This window comes from Qipengyuania algicola, from assembly GCF_042492175.1.
In the GTDB taxonomy this organism is placed as follows: Bacteria; Pseudomonadota; Alphaproteobacteria; order Sphingomonadales; family Sphingomonadaceae; genus CAJXSN01.
This window is the reverse complement of record NZ_CP170453.1, coordinates 608313-625178: the sequence shown is the minus strand read 5'-3', so window position 1 is coordinate 625178 and position 16866 is coordinate 608313. Positions and strand designations below refer to the sequence as shown.

Genomic DNA, 16866 nt, shown 5'->3' with positions numbered 1-16866 from the left:
AAGCAGACGGCTCACACCGCCTCCACCGCCTAGGTCGCCAACATAAACGGATAGCCGGTCCCCCGGTGTAAATCGGGGAAACCATCGCTGTCCGCCATTTGTGTCTGGTAGGCTCTTTGACATTGTTAGTTATTGATGAAGGGACATGTGGGCGACGGCGCCCGGTTCGGGGATTTTAAGGCTCCGAATACCGGTTAATTTAAGCCGATTGCCACATCCTTGCTGGGCACCACGCCTGGCTTTGATGATGCATGTTCATTCGTATCCATTACGTTTGACAGTGCAGGTATCGGCTCCTTGAAGCTCATGCCAAGCAGGTTAGCGGGGTTTTCCCCGTGCTTGTTTAGTATGTGACACAAACTTGAGAGTTTGATCCTGGCTCAGAACGAACGCTGGCGGCATGCCTAACACATGCAAGTCGAACGAAGCCTTCGGGCTTAGTGGCGCACGGGTGCGTAACGCGTGGGAACCTGCCTTTAGGTTCGGAATAACAGTTAGAAATGACTGCTAATACCGGATAATGTCTTCGGACCAAAGATTTATCGCCTTTAGATGGGCCCGCGTTAGATTAGCTTGTTGGTGGGGTAATGGCCTACCAAGGCGACGATCTATAGCTGGTCTGAGAGGATGATCAGCCACACTGGGACTGAGACACGGCCCAGACTCCTACGGGAGGCAGCAGTGGGGAATATTGGACAATGGGCGAAAGCCTGATCCAGCAATGCCGCGTGAGTGATGAAGGCCTTAGGGTTGTAAAGCTCTTTTACCAGGGATGATAATGACAGTACCTGGAGAATAAGCTCCGGCTAACTCCGTGCCAGCAGCCGCGGTAATACGGAGGGAGCTAGCGTTGTTCGGAATTACTGGGCGTAAAGAGAACGTAGGCGGCTTTTTAAGTCAGGGGTGAAATCCCGGGGCTCAACCCCGGAACTGCCCTTGAAACTGGATAGCTAGAATCCTGGAGAGGTTAGTGGAATTCCGAGTGTAGAGGTGAAATTCGTAGATATTCGGAAGAACACCAGTGGCGAAGGCGACTGACTGGACAGGTATTGACGCTGAGGTTCGAAAGCGTGGGGAGCAAACAGGATTAGATACCCTGGTAGTCCACGCCGTAAACGATGATAACTAGTTGTCCGGGCTCATAGAGCTTGGGTGACGCAGCTAACGCATTAAGTTATCCGCCTGGGGAGTACGGTCGCAAGATTAAAACTCAAAGGAATTGACGGGGGCCTGCACAAGCGGTGGAGCATGTGGTTTAATTCGAAGCAACGCGCAGAACCTTACCAGCCTTTGACATCCTAGGACGACTTCTGGAGACAGATTTCTTCCCTTCGGGGACCTAGTGACAGGTGCTGCATGGCTGTCGTCAGCTCGTGTCGTGAGATGTTGGGTTAAGTCCCGCAACGAGCGCAACCCTCATCCTTAGTTGCCATCATTTAGTTGGGCACTTTAAGGAAACTGCCGGTGATAAGCCGGAGGAAGGTGGGGATGACGTCAAGTCCTCATGGCCCTTACAGGCTGGGCTACACACGTGCTACAATGGCAACTACAGTGGGCAGCTATCACGCGAGTGTGAGCTAATCTCCAAAAGTTGTCTCAGTTCGGATTGTTCTCTGCAACTCGAGAGCATGAAGGCGGAATCGCTAGTAATCGCGGATCAGCATGCCGCGGTGAATACGTTCCCAGGCCTTGTACACACCGCCCGTCACACCATGGGAGTTGGTTTCACCCGAAGGTAGTGCGCTAACCAGTTTACTGGAGGCAGCTAACCACGGTGGGATCAGCGACTGGGGTGAAGTCGTAACAAGGTAGCCGTAGGGGAACCTGCGGCTGGATCACCTCCTTTCTAAGGATACTTGCGAAAGCGCCGGGGCTAGACCTCGGAAGTGCTTCGCAGTTTTCCAAAGAACATTGCCGTCGTCCTCATGTCCTTTCATCACTGGAGATAACACCTAGGGGTCAAACCTTTTGTGTTTACGCCTGAGCTGGCTCACGCCCCTCGCGGCAGCCATTTCCGTTATGGAATTGGAGGCCACGCGATGAGCGGAGTGGGCCTGTAGCTCAGTTGGTTAGAGCGCACCCCTGATAAGGGTGAGGTCAGAAGTTCAAATCTTCTCAGGCCCACCAATTTTCAGGCTTAAGGGGCCTTAGCTCAGCTGGGAGAGCACCTGCTTTGCAAGCAGGGGGTCATCGGTTCGATCCCGATAGGCTCCACCAGCCTGAAAATGTAATACTCTCCAGAGATGAAAAGAAAGCGGATCCCGCATTAGCGGGTAGGTGGTTTCGACCACCGTCTTTGACATTGTGAATGGGTTTTTTAATCGATGCCGTGATGCACGGATTATCGGTTCTTAACGGTCTTCGGACTGTGGGATCGAAATCTATGTGTTACAAATCAGATGTAAATCTGGCTGAGATTATCTTCCGTGCCATCGTATGGCGAACAGACTTTTATGCAGGTCTGTCGTTGATGGTGTGGATTCTCAAGCGTGAGGTAAGAGCATTTGGTGGATGCCTTGGCACATACAGGCGATGAAGGACGTGGCACGCTGCGATAAGCGTCGGGGAGTTGTGAGCAAACTTTGATCCGGCGATTTCCGAATGGGGAAACCCACCTTCACCATTTCATTCCTGGTTCGAGCAATCGGACTGTGAGTGAGGTGGACAAGGTATCACCGAGTTGAATAAAATAGACTTGGTGAAGCGAACCCGGGGAACTGAAACATCTCAGTACCCGGAGGAAAAGACATCAACCGAGATTCCCGTAGTAGTGGCGAGCGAACCGGGACCAGGCCAATGCCTTTATTTCAACTAGCAAAACACTCTGGAAAGTGTGGCCATAGCGGGTGACAGCCCCGTATGCGAAAGTGATAATAAAGGATTCGAGTAGGGCGGAACACGTGAAATTCTGTCTGAACATGGGGGGACCACCCTCCAAGCCTAAATACTCGTATGTGACCGATAGCGAACAAGTACCGTGAGGGAAAGGTGAAAAGCACCCCGATTAGGGGAGTGAAATAGTACCTGAAACCGAATGCTTACAAGCAGTGGGAGCTCCTTTAGGGAGTGACCGCGTACCTCTTGCATAATGGGTCAGTGACTTAATCTACCATGCAAGCTTAAGCCGTTAGGTGTAGGCGCAGCGAAAGCGAGTCTGAATAGGGCGACTGAGTATGATGGATTAGACCCGAACCCCGGCGATCTAGGCATGACCAGGTTGAAGGTGCAGTAACATGCACTGGAGGACCGAACCGTTTAATGTTGAAAAATTATCGGATGAGTTGTGTTTAGGGGTGAAAGGCCAATCAAGCCGGGAAATAGCTGGTTCTCCGCGAAATCTATTGAGGTAGAGCGTCGGACGTATGCCGATGGGGGTAGAGCACTGGATGGGCTAGGGCTGCGCGAGCGGTACCAAACCTAACCAAACTCCGAATACCATCGAGTCTTATCCGGCAGACAGACGGCGGGTGCTAAGGTCCGTCGTCAAAAGGGAAACAGCCCTAACCTACAGCTAAGGTCCCCAAGTCATATCTAAGTGGGAAAGCATGTGGGAATCCCAAAACAACCAGGAGGTTGGCTTAGAAGCAGCCATCCTTTAAAGAAAGCGTAACAGCTCACTGGTCTAAATAAGGGTTCCTGCGGCGAAGATGTAACGGGGCTAAAGATATGCACCGAAGCTTAGGGTTGCAGTTTACTGCAGCGGTAGCGGAGCGTTCCGTAAGTTGATGAAGCCGAAGGGTAACCGACGGTGGAGATATCGGAAGTGCGAATGCTGACATGAGTAGCGATAAAGAGGGTGAGATGCCCTCTCGCCGAAAGACCAAGGGTTCCTGCTCAACGCTAATCGGAGCAGGGTTAGCCGGCCCCTAAGACGAGCCCGAAGGGGGTAGTCGATGGGAACCACGTTAATATTCGTGGGCCTGAAGATGTGTGACGGTTTGTGGAAGTAGTGTGTCCTTATTGGATTGGGCATGCTGCCAAGCAGATCCTGGAAATAGCCTCTTCATATAGACCGTACCCGAAACCGACACAGGTGGTCAGGTAGAGTATACCAAGGCGCTTGAGAGAAGTATCCTGAAGGAACTCGGCAAATTGCCTCCGTACCTTCGGAAGAAGGAGGCCCTCTCACTGGGCAACCAGTGTGGAGGGGGCACAGGCCAGGGGGTAGCGACTGTTTATCAAAAACACAGGACTCTGCTAAGTCGGCTTCAAGACGACGTATAGGGTCTGACGCCTGCCCGGTGCTTGAAGGTTAAGAGGAGGAGTGCAAGCTCCGAATTGAAGCCCAAGTAAACGGCGGCCGTAACTATAACGGTCCTAAGGTAGCGAAATTCCTTGTCGGGTAAGTTCCGACCTGCACGAATGGCGTAACGACTTCCCCACTGTCTCCAGGATATGCTCAGCGAAATTGAATTCTCCGTGAAGATGCGGAGTACCCGCGGTTAGACGGAAAGACCCCGTGCACCTTTACTGCAGCTTCAGAGTGGCATTAGGAAAGAGTTGTGTAGCATAGGTGGGAGGCTTTGAAACTTGGGCGCCAGTCCGAGTGGAGCCATAGGTGAAATACCACCCTGCTGTTTTCTGATGTCTAACTAACTACCGTTATCCGGTAGTAGGACCCTCTGTGGCGGGTAGTTTGACTGGGGCGGTCGCCTCCTAAAGAGTAACGGAGGCGCGCGATGGTATGCTCAGGCTGGTTGGAAACCAGCTGCAAGAGTGCAATGGCATAAGCATGCCTGACTGCGAGACCGACAGGTCGAGCAGAGACGAAAGTCGGTCATAGTGATCCGGTGGTCCCTCGTGGAAGGGCCATCGCTCAACGGATAAAAGGTACGCCGGGGATAACAGGCTGATGATTCCCAAGAGCTCATATCGACGGAATCGTTTGGCACCTCGATGTCGGCTCATCACATCCTGGGGCTGGAGCAGGTCCCAAGGGTTTGGCTGTTCGCCAATTAAAGTGGTACGTGAGCTGGGTTCAGAACGTCGCGAGACAGTTTGGTCCCTATCTGCCGTGGGCGTCGATACTTGAAAGGAGTTGCCCCTAGTACGAGAGGACCGGGGTGAACATACCTCTGGTGTACCAGTCATGCCGCCAGGCGTGCCGCTGGGTAGCTATGTATGGACGGGATAACCGCTGAAAGCATCTAAGCGGGAAGCCTCCCTTAAGATAAGGTATCTTCGAACCGTCGTAGACCACGACGTTGATAGGCTGGGTGTGGAAGCGTAGTAATACGTGTAGCTAACCAGTCCTAATAGTTCTGATCATGCTTGAGAGTTCGCACCATCAACGACAGCCCTGCTGTTGTTGAGGAAGATCCTCACAGCCAGATCGCCCACTGAATAACCTTGAAAAAGGTGCATCGATTAAAAAACCCGCACGCAAGCTTCATTGCTTGGTGGTTATAGCGTCTGTGACCCACCCGATCCCATCTCGAACTCGGCCGTGAAACCAGACAGCGCCGATGGTACTAACGCTCAAGCGTTGGAAGAGTAGGTCGCCGCCAGGCATTGTAGCTTGCGAGCGTGGTTATAAACCCATTCACTAGTCATAGGGCTGACCCCACAAGGGCAGCCCTATTGGCGTCTTTGGACTTATGAAGTCTTGGGATGCCGTCCTGCGAGCATTTGCTCGTGGGAAGCCATCGGATCCAGGGGGTCCGCAAGGCCGGTGGGCCGTCCGCAGCGACGCCAGCATTGCTGGCATGAGCGAGGATAGCCAGGTGCACGGGTGTGCGCGCCGGCGCTTGAGGCACAATCGGTGACGCGGGGTGGAGCAGTCCGGTAGCTCGTCAGGCTCATAACCTGAAGGTCGTTGGTTCAAATCCAACCCCCGCAACCACCATTAAATCAAAGAAAATATGCTTTTTAGCCTCACTGTCGCCAGTGGGGCTTTTTGCGTTTCGGGGCCAATTCCAACTCCCCCGTACCTCACAACATCGCAGTATCGACATCCTCGCCCAAGAGCACGCGTCCGGCGAGTTCGTATGTCGCGGGAGCGACCATAATGTGCTGCGTGGCGACATGGGCATCGCGGAAGCGGCGCTGCAAATCATTGCTGAGATAGACCGCGCTCCCGCCGCCCAACGTATAGACCGCCTTGCACACGTCCGCCGCAACTTCGGCCATATGCGCGCAAGCGAGCCTCAGCTCTGCCCGTGCGTCAGTGGTTATCGGATCGCAGCCTATGGCCTCCTGCCACGCGGTGTCGATCGCCTTGGCCAACAGCGCTTCGGCGGCGGATAGAGCTGCGCTGGCGCGGGCAATCTCGGTCTGGACCGTGGCGCGCTGCGACTGGCTGCGTGCGCCACCGGTAGTGCGCTTGGCTTTTAGCAAACTCTTTGTCTCGGCCAGTGCGCCCTTGGCATTGCCGAGAGTGACCGACGCCACGCCGACGGCGAGCAACCCGAAGAGAGGGAACTTGTACAATGGAGCGGTGATCCGCGGCGAATCCGACAGGAAAGAGACGCTATGCGCCTTCGGCACCCGCAGAGCTGCCACCTTGAAATCACCCGATCCTGTGCCTTTCAGCCCCGCGACATGCCACGTGTCGACAAATTCGGCCTCGCGTGCCGGAAAGAGCATCATCCGGTGTATCGGAGCACCGCTCTCGTGCCGTTGCAACTCCCCATCCTTGACGATCATCGCCCCGCCGCCGAGCCATGCGCAATTGGCCGATCCGGAACCCCACTGCCACTGACCGGTGAGCAGATAGTGATCGCCCCTGTCCTCCGCCTTTCCCATCGGGGCGAAAACGCCGCCATGAATGTCCCGGGGTTTGGCGTAGATTTCCCGAGCGGCATTTGCATCCAGATAAGCACCCGCGAGAGTGGAGGTTGCGCCGATCATCACGCACCACCCGACGCTTGCATTGGCTTCCGACAGCTTGGCGATGACTTCCATCATCTGCGCGGGCGGCAATTCCATACCGCCAAGTTCCGCAGGCTTTATGATGTTGAAGCAACCGGCCTCGGCCAGCTTTGCGGCCAGATCCGCAGGCAGACGGCGCGCATCTTCGATTTCCTCCGACCGCCCTATGATCTCCTCGCTGAGGCTGTCGATCGCACGGTAAAGGTCGGCGTATGTCATGGGCCGCATCACACCACAGCCTTGCCCCCAAGTCGAGGGCCTCGGTCGAGGGACGATCGCCAGACAGGCGGCTGCCCACTGGGCTGCATGGACAAGCGCGCCACCCACGTGCAAAAGAGTTGCTAGGTGAAACTTTATTACGGACCAGCCTGACGTGCAGGGACATCAAAGCGCGCGGGACAAAGGAAACCGACGATGGCAACAGTGAAGATCAGCGTGAACGGGACTCCGCAGGAGATCGATGTAGATCCTGCCATGCCGATCCTGTGGGTCGTGCGCGAGCGCTTGGGCCTGAGCGGGACCAAATTCGGCTGCGGCATTGCCCAATGCGGCGCCTGCACTGTTCATCTGGATGGCGAGCCGGTGCGCAGTTGCTCCACGCCGATTTCCGCCGCTGATGGCAAAGACATCACCACTATCGAAGGAATCGCTGCAGAAGACGGCACGCTGAGCAAGGTCCAGCAGGCGTGGATCAACGAGCAGGTGCCGCAATGCGGATATTGCCAATCGGGCCAGATCATGTCGGCCACAGCCTTGCTGAAGGAAACGCCGCGACCAACAGACGAACAGATCAACGCCTATATGGCCGGCAATGTCTGCCGGTGCGGCATGTATGGGCGGATCCGCAAAGCGATCAAGGTGGCTGCCGGGATCGAACCCTCCGCCACGCAGGAGACACCGGCATGAGCGATACCGAAACAACCGCCGCAGCCGCCGCGAAACCCGAACGCAGCAAGGCTGCGAAATGGACCCGGCGCGGGTTCATCGGTGCAGGTGCTCTTGCGGGCGGCGCGCTGCTGGTCGGTGTAGCTGTCCGATCGGGCAATCCGGTGGGCAAGCTCAAGCCGATTGTGGCGGGCGGCGACGGCGAAGCGCTGATCAACAGCTGGGTGAAAATCGACGCCGACAATATCGTCACCGCCATCGTGCCGCATTGCGAGATGGGGCAGGGCGCAAACTCCACCCTCGCGCAGATGCTGGCGGATGAAATGGACGTCAGTTGGGACAATGTCCGCGTCATGGATGCGCCAGCCGATGGCAATTATGTTTCGCAGCACGCCGTGCGCACATTTGTCGGGCCGGGCACTGTTCCGGGCAAGCCCAATCAGGTCAGCTTTATGGAGCCGACCTATGACGGGCTGTTCACCCAGATCGGCAAGCTGGGCGATGCCTATATCACCGGAGGCAGCTCCTCGGTCCGCTCGACCGGGCAAAACGGAATGCGGATTGCCGGCGCCGCCGCGCGCGAGATGCTGATTGGCGCAGCCGCCGCCGAATGGGGCGTGCCTGCTGGCGAGATCACCACGCAGGACGGCGTGCTGAGCCATGCCGGTTCTGGCCAGTCCGCGCCCTATGCCCAGTTTGCTGCCGCCGCAGCGGAGCAGACCTTGCCCCGTGCGCCGCGCATCAAGCAGGCGTCCGAGTTCAAGCTGATGGGCACGCCCGCCCCGCGCAAGGACATCCCGTGCAAGGTCGACGGGACCGGCATTTTCGGGATCGATGGCGGGCCAGCGGAGGGGCCTGGCAAAGACGCACTGCGCTACGCTGCGGTCAAAGCGGCACCAGTGGTCGGCTCTACTGTGGAGGCGATTGATGCCAGCGCGGCGAAGACGATGCCCGGCGTGCTGCAAATCCTGAACATGGGGGATTTCGTCGCGGTTGTGGCGGACAGTTATTGGCAGGCACAGCAGGCGCTGCGCAGTGTCAAAACCACCTACAGCAAGACCGAGATCGACGGGCTCGATACAGATCAAATGTTCGCGCAATACGCTGCGGCTCTGAATGAAGCAGGCGCGGATGGCGGCAACAGCAAGGCCGGTTATGGCGATGTGGCAGGTGCCCTGTCCGGCGCAGCGAAGACCGTTGCGGCGGAATACAAGGTTCCCTTCCTCGCCCATGCGACCATGGAGCCGATGAACTGCACCGCATGGGTCCGCGATGGCAAATGCGATATCTGGACCGGCACGCAGGTCCCGTTGATGTCCCGTAAAGGGGCCGCTGAGGGCGCAGGTGTGGGTGAAGACGACGTCACCATGCACACCGTCATGCTGGGCGGAGGCTTTGGTCGGCGGCTGACGCCGGAATATGCCAATCAGGCCGCGCGCATCGCCAAGGCGACCGGCTATCCGATCAAGATGATCTGGTCGCGCGAGGAAGACACGGCGCAGGATTTCTATCGCCCCGCCGATATCAGCCGCTTCTCCGGCGGGCTGGACGAGCAGGGCCGCGTGGTCGGGTGGAGCAATATCCACTGCTCCGAGGACGAACCTGCCGAAGCGCCGCTGGTGGAATTCTATGACATTGCCAATGTCTCGGTCCGCGGTGCGGAGGTCGAGGCTCCTTTGCGTCTGGGCGCATGGCGCTCGGTCGGACACAGCCAGCATGGCTTCTTCGTGGAAAGCTTCGTGGACGAACTGGCCCATGCTGCCGGCAAGGATCCGCTCGAATTCCGCCGCACCCTGCTGGCCAATTCCCCGCGCCATCTCGCGGTGCTGGAGGGGGCGGCAAAAATGGCTGACTGGGGCAGCGATCTGCCGGAGGGCCACGGACGCGGGATCGCCATTGCGCGCTCCTTCAATTCCATCGTCGCCGAAGTGGCCGAGGTGGATATGACCGGCGATATGCCGCGCGTCACCAAGATGTTCTGCTGTGTCGATGCAGGCTATGCGATGAACCCCGATGGCCTCTCCGCCCAGATGGAGAGCGGGATCATCTATGGCTTGTCTGCCGCGCTGTATAACGAAGTGACGATCAAGAACGGCGCGGTCGAGCAGAGCAACTTCCACGATTACCGGATGATGCGGATGGACGACGCTCCGGAGATCGCCGTGCAGATCATCAATGGCGCGCCGGACAATCTGGGCGGAGCGGGCGAGCCCGGCCTGCCACCCGCCGCGCCGGCTGTCGCCAATGCCATCTTCGCCGCGAGCGGAACGCGCATCCGCGAACTGCCCATCGCCAAGCATTTTGCCTGAGGCACATCCATGAACAGCATCTCACTCATCGCGCTAACCGGCGTCGCTGCCGCGACATTGTCTGCCTGCAGCTCTGAATCGCCCGATCCGGTGGAGCAGATCATTGTGCGCGAGCCGGGCGAGGTTGCTGCACCAGCGAGAAGCGAAGGCACCGCCACGACCGATATTCTGGCCGCTGGCAGCGCTGCTTTTGCCGCCTGCGCATCGTGTCATTCGGTGGAGGCAGGGGAGCCATCCGGAGCCGGGCCGAACCTGCACGGCGTGGTCGGGCGGCCTGCGGGGAGCCTTGATGATTTCGCCTATTCGGAAGCCATGTCGGCCTCCAGTCTGGTGTGGAACGAGGGCGAGCTCGATGCTTTCCTAGCCAATCCCACAGGCGGCGTTCCCGGCACAAGTATGGTGGCAGGCGGGGTTGACGATGCCGAACAGCGTGAAGCCATCATCGCCTACCTCGCTTCCCTGTCCGAATAGAACCGGCCAGCCGTGGACAAACGGCGCGTCTTTGCGTTTCTGAACGACCGGCTCGGCGCAGGTCAGGCTGCGGTGCTGGTCACAGTGGTCGCGGTCGAGGGATCGTCCATGCGCGGACCCGGTACGCATATGGGCGTGTGCGAAGACGGCAGTTTTTCCGGCTCGCTTTCGGGCGGCTGTATCGAGAATGCGGTTGTGGCGGAGGCTCTGGAGGCGCTCAAGGCAGGAGCGGTCCGCGTGGTCCGTTTCGGCTCCGGGTCGCGCTATATCGATATCAAACTGCCCTGCGGCGGAGGACTCGATATCCACTTTCTGCCGCTGTCGGGCCAGCAATTGACCGGCCAATGCCTGAACGCAATCGACGCGCGAAAGCCGTTTGCCCTTGAGCTGGGGCAGGGTGGGGCGGATTTCCTCGCCGAATGGCGGGAGACGGATTGGGAACCCGGCAAGGGCTGTGCGCACGTCGGCCACTGGCCGGAGCCGAAGCTAACGATTATCGGTCACGGGGCCACCGTGCCTGCGCTTGCGCGGCTTGCACGGCAGATGGATCTGGCGGTGGAGGTGCTCAGCCCGGACCGAACATCGCTGGAGGAACTGTCAACGGACGGCGTGCCCGTACACCAGCTCGCCAGCCCGAACGATACAGCCGCTGTTACAACCGATCGCTGGACCGCCGTGGTGTTCCTGTTTCACGATCACGACTGGGAAATCGCGCTGATGGCGCACGCGATGGCGCACCCGCATTTCTATCTTGGCGCAATGGGCGGGCGCAGGGCCCATGCCTTGCGGGTAGAAGCGCTAGCGCAGGCCGGGTGCAGCCGTGATGCCATTGATGCGCTGCATGCGCCGATTGGCCTGTTCCATTCCTCGCGCGATCCGGACACGCTGGCGCTTTCCACGCTCGGCCAGGTGATCGAAGTCTATCACAAGACGGATTTCGCCAGTGGCGAGGCATAGCGACTTGCGCCTGTGCGCGGCGGTGCTTGCTGCCGGACAATCGCGCCGCTTCGGGGAAGCGGACAAGCTGACGGAGCATTTGGAGGGCATGCCCGTGGGTCTCCATATCGTGCGCACCGTCAGCGAGCTGGACTGCGCGGAAAGACTGGTCGTCACCGCTTCAGACGATCACGCGTGCGCAGACGATTGGCGCGCGCACGGTTTCACGGTGGCGGTCAATACGAAGGCGCACGAGGGAATGGGCACATCCGTAGCCCATGCCGCTGCGTGGGCGGCTGCGCGAGAGGCCGACGCACTGCTCATTTTTCTGGCTGATATGCCGTTCGTGCCGCTCGGCCATCTGGAACAGATGATCGCCCTGTTCGCCGCCGATCCAGGGCAGCGAACCATCGCCTCCTGTGGCGGAGCGGCTCTGTCCCCGCCGGCGACTTTCGGCAAGGCCCTGTTTCCCGAGCTCTCGCAGCTGGCCGGTGATACGGGTGCACGAGCAATCCTGCGCGATGCCCGTCAGCTTTCCCTCCCGGCCAGCCAGCTCGCCGATATCGACACCTTGGACGATCTGCAGCGTGCACGGAGCCGGACCGCGCCATAGATCACCGCCTGCACTTCACGATCAATGCCCCTGCGCATCGCCTGCGCCGCGCGGAACACGGATCGAATCCACCAGCCTGCGGATTTCAACCGGAGGGCTCGCCGTGAACCGCGAAACCGCAATGGCGATGGCAAAGTTTATCACCATCCCGATCACCCCGATCCCCTCTGGCGAGATGCCCAGCAACCAGTTGTCCGCGCTGTTGGCCGCCGGGGCCACCAGCTTGAAATAGGCGATGTAGACGAAGGTGAAGACAAGGCCGGAAACCATGCCGGCAATCGCGCCCTCCTTGTTCATGGACTTGGAGAAAATACCCATGAAGATGGCCGGGAAGAGGCTGGCCGCCGCCAAGCCAAAGGCAAAGGCAACCACCTGCGCGACCCAGCCGGGCGGATAGATCCCGAGATACCCCGCCACGATAATCGCAGCCGTTGCCGCCAATCGTGCCGCCAGCAATTCCTGCTTCGGCGAGATGCCGGGCGCGAAGGTCGATTTCAGCAGATCGTGGCTGACCGAACTGGAAATGACTAGCAACAGCCCCGCCGCCGTGGAGAGCGCAGCAGCCAAGCCGCCCGCCGCCATCAGGGCAATCACCCATGGCGGCAGATTGGCAATTTCGGGGTTGGCCAGGACCATGATGTCCTTGTCGACATAGACCTCGTTCTCGCTCTCGGGATTGGGCGTGTTGGCCAGCGCCCGCTCTCCGGATGGCCCGGTTTCGCCAGAATAGTCCGGCGCGCCTTCAAACGCGTCGCCCGGGCGGTATTGCATTACCCCGTCGCCATTCTTGTCCTGGAAGGCGGTCAGGCCATAGCCTTCCCATTTGGTGAACCAGTCATCGACTTCGCTGTATTGCGTCTCGTTCACATCATCGACGAAGTTGAGCATCGCAAATGCGCCGACAGCCGGTGCGGTGGTGTAGAGCAAGGCAATGAAGACCAGCGCCCAGCCTGCGGATTTGCGCGCGTCGGAGGCCTTGGGCACGGTGAAGAACCGCACAATGACATGGGGCAGTCCGGCGGTGCCGACCATCAGAGCCAAGGTGATGCAGAACACATCGATCATGGATTTGGACCCGCTGGTATAGGCCTGAAAGCCCAGATCGGTGAGCACCGCATCCAGCCTTTGCAGCACGAACATCCCCGACCCGTCATTGACCTGCGATCCCAGTCCGATTTGCGGGATCGGCGTGCCGGTGATCATGAAACTGAGGAAGAAGGCCGGGACCATATAGGCAAAGATTAACACGCAATATTGTGCGACCTGCGTATAAGTGATCCCCTTCATCCCGCCGAGCACAGCGTAGATGAAGACGATACCCATGCCGATGATGACGCCCAGCGTGATGTCGACATCGAGGAAGCGTGAGAACACGATCCCCACTCCGCGCATCTGCCCAGCGATATAGGTGAAGCTGATGAAGATCAGGCAGATCACTGCGACCACGCGCGCGGTTTTGGAATAGTACCGCGTGCCGATGAAATCGGGGACGGTGAACTGGCCGAATTTGCGCAAATAGGGTGCCAGCAGCAATGCGAGCAGGACGTAGCCGCCGGTCCAGCCCATCAGATAGACCGAGGCATCATAACCCGAAAACGCGATCAGTCCGGCCATGGAAATGAAGCTGGCTGCGCTCATCCAGTCGGCCGCGGTCGCCATGCCGTTGACCACCGGATGGACCCCGCCACCGGCGACATAGAATTCCTTGGTCGAAGCCGCACGGCTCCACAGCGCAATGCCGATATAAAGCGCGAATGTGCCGCCCACGAAAATATAGATGAGGGTTTGCGTGTCCACTGGTCCGCCCCCGCTCAATCGTCGAGATCGTATTTGCGCTCGATCTTCCGCATCTTGAACACGTAGTAAAAGATCAGCGCGATGAAGATGTAGATCGAGCCTTGCTGCGCGAACCAGAAGCCGAGTGGGTATCCGCCGATGCTGAATTGGTCGAGCCAGTCGCGCAGCAGGATGCCCGCTCCGAAAGAACAGGCGAACCAGATGCTCATCAGTGTGACCAGCAGACGGACATTTTCGCGCCAATAGTCGCTTTCGGCCTTGGTCGTTTCCTCTGGCTGCTCTTCGTCCATCGTCGCTCCCCCTTTTTTATCCGTCATGGTCTCTCGCACAGAGTTAGGCCCGACGCTACGTCCTCCTTTGCTTCCGGCGAAAACGCCGTGCCGGCGGGCGAGCAGCAGGGGCGAAACGAAGACGAAAGACCCACTTGCCCTGATCTGCCATGGTCCGCATGACAGGCAGCGAGATAGCGGCTCGCTTCGGCATTTTTCGCTATCGCTGCGCGCGCGCGCGTGGCAGCAGATAGGACAAACAAGACAGTTTCAGGAGACGGATCGATATGAATCTGGATTTCACCCCCGAAGAGATCGCCTTCCGCGACGAAGTGCGCACTTTTATTGCCGAGAACCACCCCAAGCATCTGGGCGATTTCGGCATGCGCGAGGACATGACGCCGGAGGAAATGACCGCGTGGCACAAGGTCCTGGGGGAAAAGGGCTGGTCCGTCCCCGCATGGCCGGTCGAATATGGCGGCACCGGCTGGACGCCGACACAGCGCTATATCTGGTCGGAAGAAAACGCGCGCGCAAACACGTTCATGCCGCTCCCCTTCGGTGTCTCGATGGTCGGCCCGGTCATCTACACCTTTGGCAACGAAGAACAGAAGGCAAAGCATCTGCCCGGCATTCGCAGCGGCGAAGTGTGGTGGTGTCAGGGCTATAGCGAGCCCGGCGCAGGCTCCGACCTTGCTTCGCTGAAAACCACGGCTGTGCGTGACGGCGATCATTATGTGATCAATGGCCAGAAGACATGGACCACGCTGGCGCAGCACGCCGATTGGGGCTTCTTCCTGTGCCGCACCGATCCCGATGCTGCGAAGCCGCAGGAAGGCATCAGCTTCATCCTGATCGACATGAAGACGCCGGGCGTCGAAGTGAAGCCGATCAAGCTGCTGGATGGCGGTTACGAGGTCAACGAAACCTGGCTGACCGACGTCCGCGTGCCGGTCGAAAATCTGGTGGGCGAAGAGAACAAGGGCTGGACTTACGCCAAGTTCTTGCTCGCTCACGAACGCAGCGGCATTGCCGGTGTGGCCCGCTCCAAGCGCGGCGTTGAGAAACTGCGCGAAATCGCAGCGAACGAGACGCTGTATGGTGAGCCGCTGATCGAGGACTTCGATTTTGCCCGCAAGGTCAGCCAGCTGGAAATCGATCTGGCTGCGCTGGAAATCACCGAACTGCGCACGCTTGCTGGTGAGCAGGCTGGCAAGGGCCCGGGGCCGGAAAGCTCCATCCTGAAGATCAAGGGCACCGAGGTGCAGCAGCGCCTGACCGAGCTGACGCTGGAAGCGGTCGGCAGCTACGGCACGCCGTATTATGGCAGCATCGCCAATGACAACAGCGAGGCCGGTTCAAACCAATATCCGATCGGGCCGGACTATGCCGCGCATTCGGCAGCGACCTATTTCAACATGCGCAAGACCTCGATCTATGGCGGATCGAACGAAATCCAGCGCAACATCATCACCAAAATGATCCTCGGCCTGTAAGCCGGCCGGACGGGAGAGAAACACGTGGATTTCAACTTCACCGAAGAACAGGACATGGTCCGCGACGGTCTGTCGCGCATGGTCCGTGAACAATATGACTGGGAAACACGCCGCAAGGCGATCGAAAGCGATGCCGGCTGGCGCCCCGAAGTGTGGGCGCAACTGGCCGAGCTGGGCATTCTGGGAATGCCGTTCAGCGAAGACGATGGCGGCTTTGGCGGCGGCGCCATCGATTCCATGGTCATCATGGAAGAGTTCGGCAAAGGTCTGGTCGTTGAACCCTTCGTGCCCACCGTTGTCTGCGCAGGCGGATTTCTGAAGCACGCAGGCACCGATGCGCAGAAAGAAGACCATCTGGCGGCAATCATCGGCGGCGAGCGGATCTTCGCCTTTGCTTATGCCGAGCCGCGGGGCCGCTACGACTATGCCGACATCGCTACCGCCGCCAAGAAAGACGGCGATACCTACACGCTGAACGGTCACAAGGCTGTGGTCATCGGCGCGCCGTGGGCCAGCCATCTGGTCGTAACCGCTCGCACATCGGGCAGCGGGCGCGACCGGGACGGAATCAGCGTCTTTATTGTCGAGAAGGCCGCCGACGGGGTCGTGACCCGCGATTATGAAACCGTTGACGGGCGGCGCGCTTCGGAAGTGTATTTCGAAAACGTTTCCGTCGCGGCGGACGCGCTGATCGGCGAAGAGGGCAAGGCCCTGCCGCTGATCGAGCTGGTGACGGATGAAGCCATCGCCGCGCAATGCGCGGAAGCGTGCGGCGCGATGAAGGTCGCCCATACAATGACCGTCGAATATTCGCGCCAGCGCAAACAATTCGGCGTGCCGATTGGCAAGTTCCAGGTGCTGCAGCACCGCATGGTGGACATGTACACGGCCTACGAACAGTCGGTGTCGTTGACGTATCTTGCTACGCTGAAACTGGATGCAGGCGAGACCGAGCGCAAACGTGCGGTCTCCGCAGCGAAAGTGGGTGTGGGTCAGGCCGCGCGCCTGATCGGGCAGGAAGCTGTCCAGATCCATGGCGGCAATGGCGTGACCGATGAATACGCCATCGGGCATTATTTCAAGCGGCTGACGATCTTCGACCACGAGTTCGGCAATGTCGATCACCATTTGAAACGGCACGTGAAACTCTCATGACGCGGCGCGAGCAGCGTTTGAGCAAAAGAGAAGGGGCGGTCTGGCAACAGACCGCCCCTTCTCTT

At 58.9% G+C, this 16866-nt stretch carries 10 protein-coding genes, 3 tRNA genes and 3 rRNA genes; 13 read left to right on the top strand and 3 right to left on the bottom strand.

What is annotated here, in order from left to right; genetic code table 11:
• The first annotated feature begins 357 nt into the window (after positions 1-357).
• The 6 genes from ACFCW2_RS03020 (at position 358) to ACFCW2_RS02995 (ending at position 5842) form a co-directional block, all read left to right on the top strand.
• A 16S ribosomal RNA gene (locus ACFCW2_RS03020) occupies positions 358-1846 on the top strand.
• A gap of 204 nt (positions 1847-2050) precedes the next feature.
• Positions 2051-2127, top strand: a tRNA-Ile gene (locus ACFCW2_RS03015).
• Between the two features lie 14 nt (positions 2128-2141).
• Positions 2142-2217 (top strand) — tRNA-Ala (locus tag ACFCW2_RS03010).
• A gap of 267 nt (positions 2218-2484) precedes the next feature.
• Positions 2485-5276: ribosomal RNA gene (locus ACFCW2_RS03005) — 23S ribosomal RNA — on the top strand.
• 119 nt (positions 5277-5395) lie between these two features.
• A 5S ribosomal RNA gene (rrf, locus tag ACFCW2_RS03000) occupies positions 5396-5510 on the top strand.
• Together the 16S, 23S and 5S rRNA genes with 3 tRNA genes alongside form the textbook arrangement of a ribosomal RNA operon.
• A gap of 255 nt (positions 5511-5765) precedes the next feature.
• Positions 5766-5842, top strand: a tRNA-Met gene (locus ACFCW2_RS02995).
• Between the two features lie 89 nt (positions 5843-5931).
• Here ACFCW2_RS02995 and ACFCW2_RS02990 read toward each other — a convergent pair.
• Complete coding sequence (locus ACFCW2_RS02990) at positions 5932-7089, bottom strand: acyl-CoA dehydrogenase family protein (RefSeq protein ID WP_379548093.1); 1158 nt, start codon at positions 7087-7089, stop codon at positions 5932-5934.
• Positions 7090-7284: 195 nt separating this feature from the next.
• On the opposite strand from ACFCW2_RS02990, the gene ACFCW2_RS02985 reads away from it, so the two are divergent.
• The 5 genes from ACFCW2_RS02985 to ACFCW2_RS02965 are packed head-to-tail and all read left to right on the top strand — an operon-like array spanning position 7285 to position 12084.
• Positions 7285-7776 (top strand): (2Fe-2S)-binding protein, encoded by a 492-nt coding sequence (locus tag ACFCW2_RS02985; RefSeq protein WP_379548092.1) that lies wholly within the window; start codon positions 7285-7287, stop codon positions 7774-7776.
• The gene (locus tag ACFCW2_RS02980) at positions 7773-10064 is read left to right on the top strand and encodes a xanthine dehydrogenase family protein molybdopterin-binding subunit (protein WP_379548091.1); all 2292 of its coding nucleotides are present in this window, start codon (positions 7773-7775) and stop codon (positions 10062-10064) included. The genes ACFCW2_RS02985 and ACFCW2_RS02980 overlap by 4 nt, the downstream gene beginning before the upstream one ends.
• 9 nt (positions 10065-10073) lie before the next feature.
• The gene (locus tag ACFCW2_RS02975; RefSeq protein WP_379548089.1) at positions 10074-10535 is read left to right on the top strand and encodes a c-type cytochrome; all 462 of its coding nucleotides are present in this window, start codon (positions 10074-10076) and stop codon (positions 10533-10535) included.
• A 12-nt stretch (positions 10536-10547) separates the two neighbouring features.
• On the top strand, positions 10548-11492 hold the full coding sequence (locus ACFCW2_RS02970) for an XdhC family protein (RefSeq protein WP_379548088.1): 945 nt from the start codon (positions 10548-10550) through the stop codon (positions 11490-11492).
• Positions 11479-12084 (top strand): nucleotidyltransferase family protein, encoded by a 606-nt coding sequence (locus ACFCW2_RS02965; RefSeq protein ID WP_379548086.1) that lies wholly within the window; start codon positions 11479-11481, stop codon positions 12082-12084. Before ACFCW2_RS02970 ends, ACFCW2_RS02965 begins: the two co-directional genes overlap by 14 nt.
• Before the next feature lie 21 nt (positions 12085-12105).
• On the opposite strand, the gene ACFCW2_RS02960 is transcribed toward ACFCW2_RS02965, so the two are convergent.
• Positions 12106-13881: a sodium:solute symporter family protein gene (locus ACFCW2_RS02960; protein ID WP_379548085.1), complete on the bottom strand. Its 1776-nt coding sequence runs from the start codon at positions 13879-13881 to the stop codon at positions 12106-12108.
• 14 nt (positions 13882-13895) lie between these two features.
• On the bottom strand, positions 13896-14198 hold the full coding sequence (locus ACFCW2_RS02955) for a DUF4212 domain-containing protein (RefSeq protein WP_379548084.1): 303 nt from the start codon (positions 14196-14198) through the stop codon (positions 13896-13898).
• A 239-nt stretch (positions 14199-14437) separates the two neighbouring features.
• Here ACFCW2_RS02955 and ACFCW2_RS02950 point away from each other — a divergent pair, with 239 nt between their 5' ends.
• Together ACFCW2_RS02950 and ACFCW2_RS02945 are read left to right on the top strand one after the other, a co-directional pair.
• A complete protein-coding gene (locus tag ACFCW2_RS02950) occupies positions 14438-15646 on the top strand; it encodes an acyl-CoA dehydrogenase family protein (RefSeq protein WP_379548082.1) in 1209 nt (402 codons plus the stop codon).
• Between the two features lie 24 nt (positions 15647-15670).
• On the top strand, positions 15671-16801 hold the full coding sequence (locus tag ACFCW2_RS02945; RefSeq protein ID WP_379548081.1) for an acyl-CoA dehydrogenase family protein: 1131 nt from the start codon (positions 15671-15673) through the stop codon (positions 16799-16801).
• Positions 16802-16866 lie beyond the last annotated feature (65 nt).

Bases quoted from the DNA above. Each gene is read 5' to 3' on its own strand.
- ACFCW2_RS02990 (WP_379548093.1), bottom strand. From the start codon at position 7,089: ATGACATACGCCGACCTTTACCGTGCGATCGACAGCCTCAGCGAGGAG.
- ACFCW2_RS02985 (WP_379548092.1), top strand. From the start codon at position 7,285: ATGGCAACAGTGAAGATCAGCGTGAACGGGACTCCGCAGGAGATCGAT.
- ACFCW2_RS02980 (WP_379548091.1), top strand. From the start codon at position 7,773: ATGAGCGATACCGAAACAACCGCCGCAGCCGCCGCGAAACCCGAACGC.
- ACFCW2_RS02975 (WP_379548089.1), top strand. From the start codon at position 10,074: ATGAACAGCATCTCACTCATCGCGCTAACCGGCGTCGCTGCCGCGACA.
- ACFCW2_RS02955 (WP_379548084.1), bottom strand. From the start codon at position 14,198: ATGACGGATAAAAAAGGGGGAGCGACGATGGACGAAGAGCAGCCAGAG.
- ACFCW2_RS02950 (WP_379548082.1), top strand. From the start codon at position 14,438: ATGAATCTGGATTTCACCCCCGAAGAGATCGCCTTCCGCGACGAAGTG.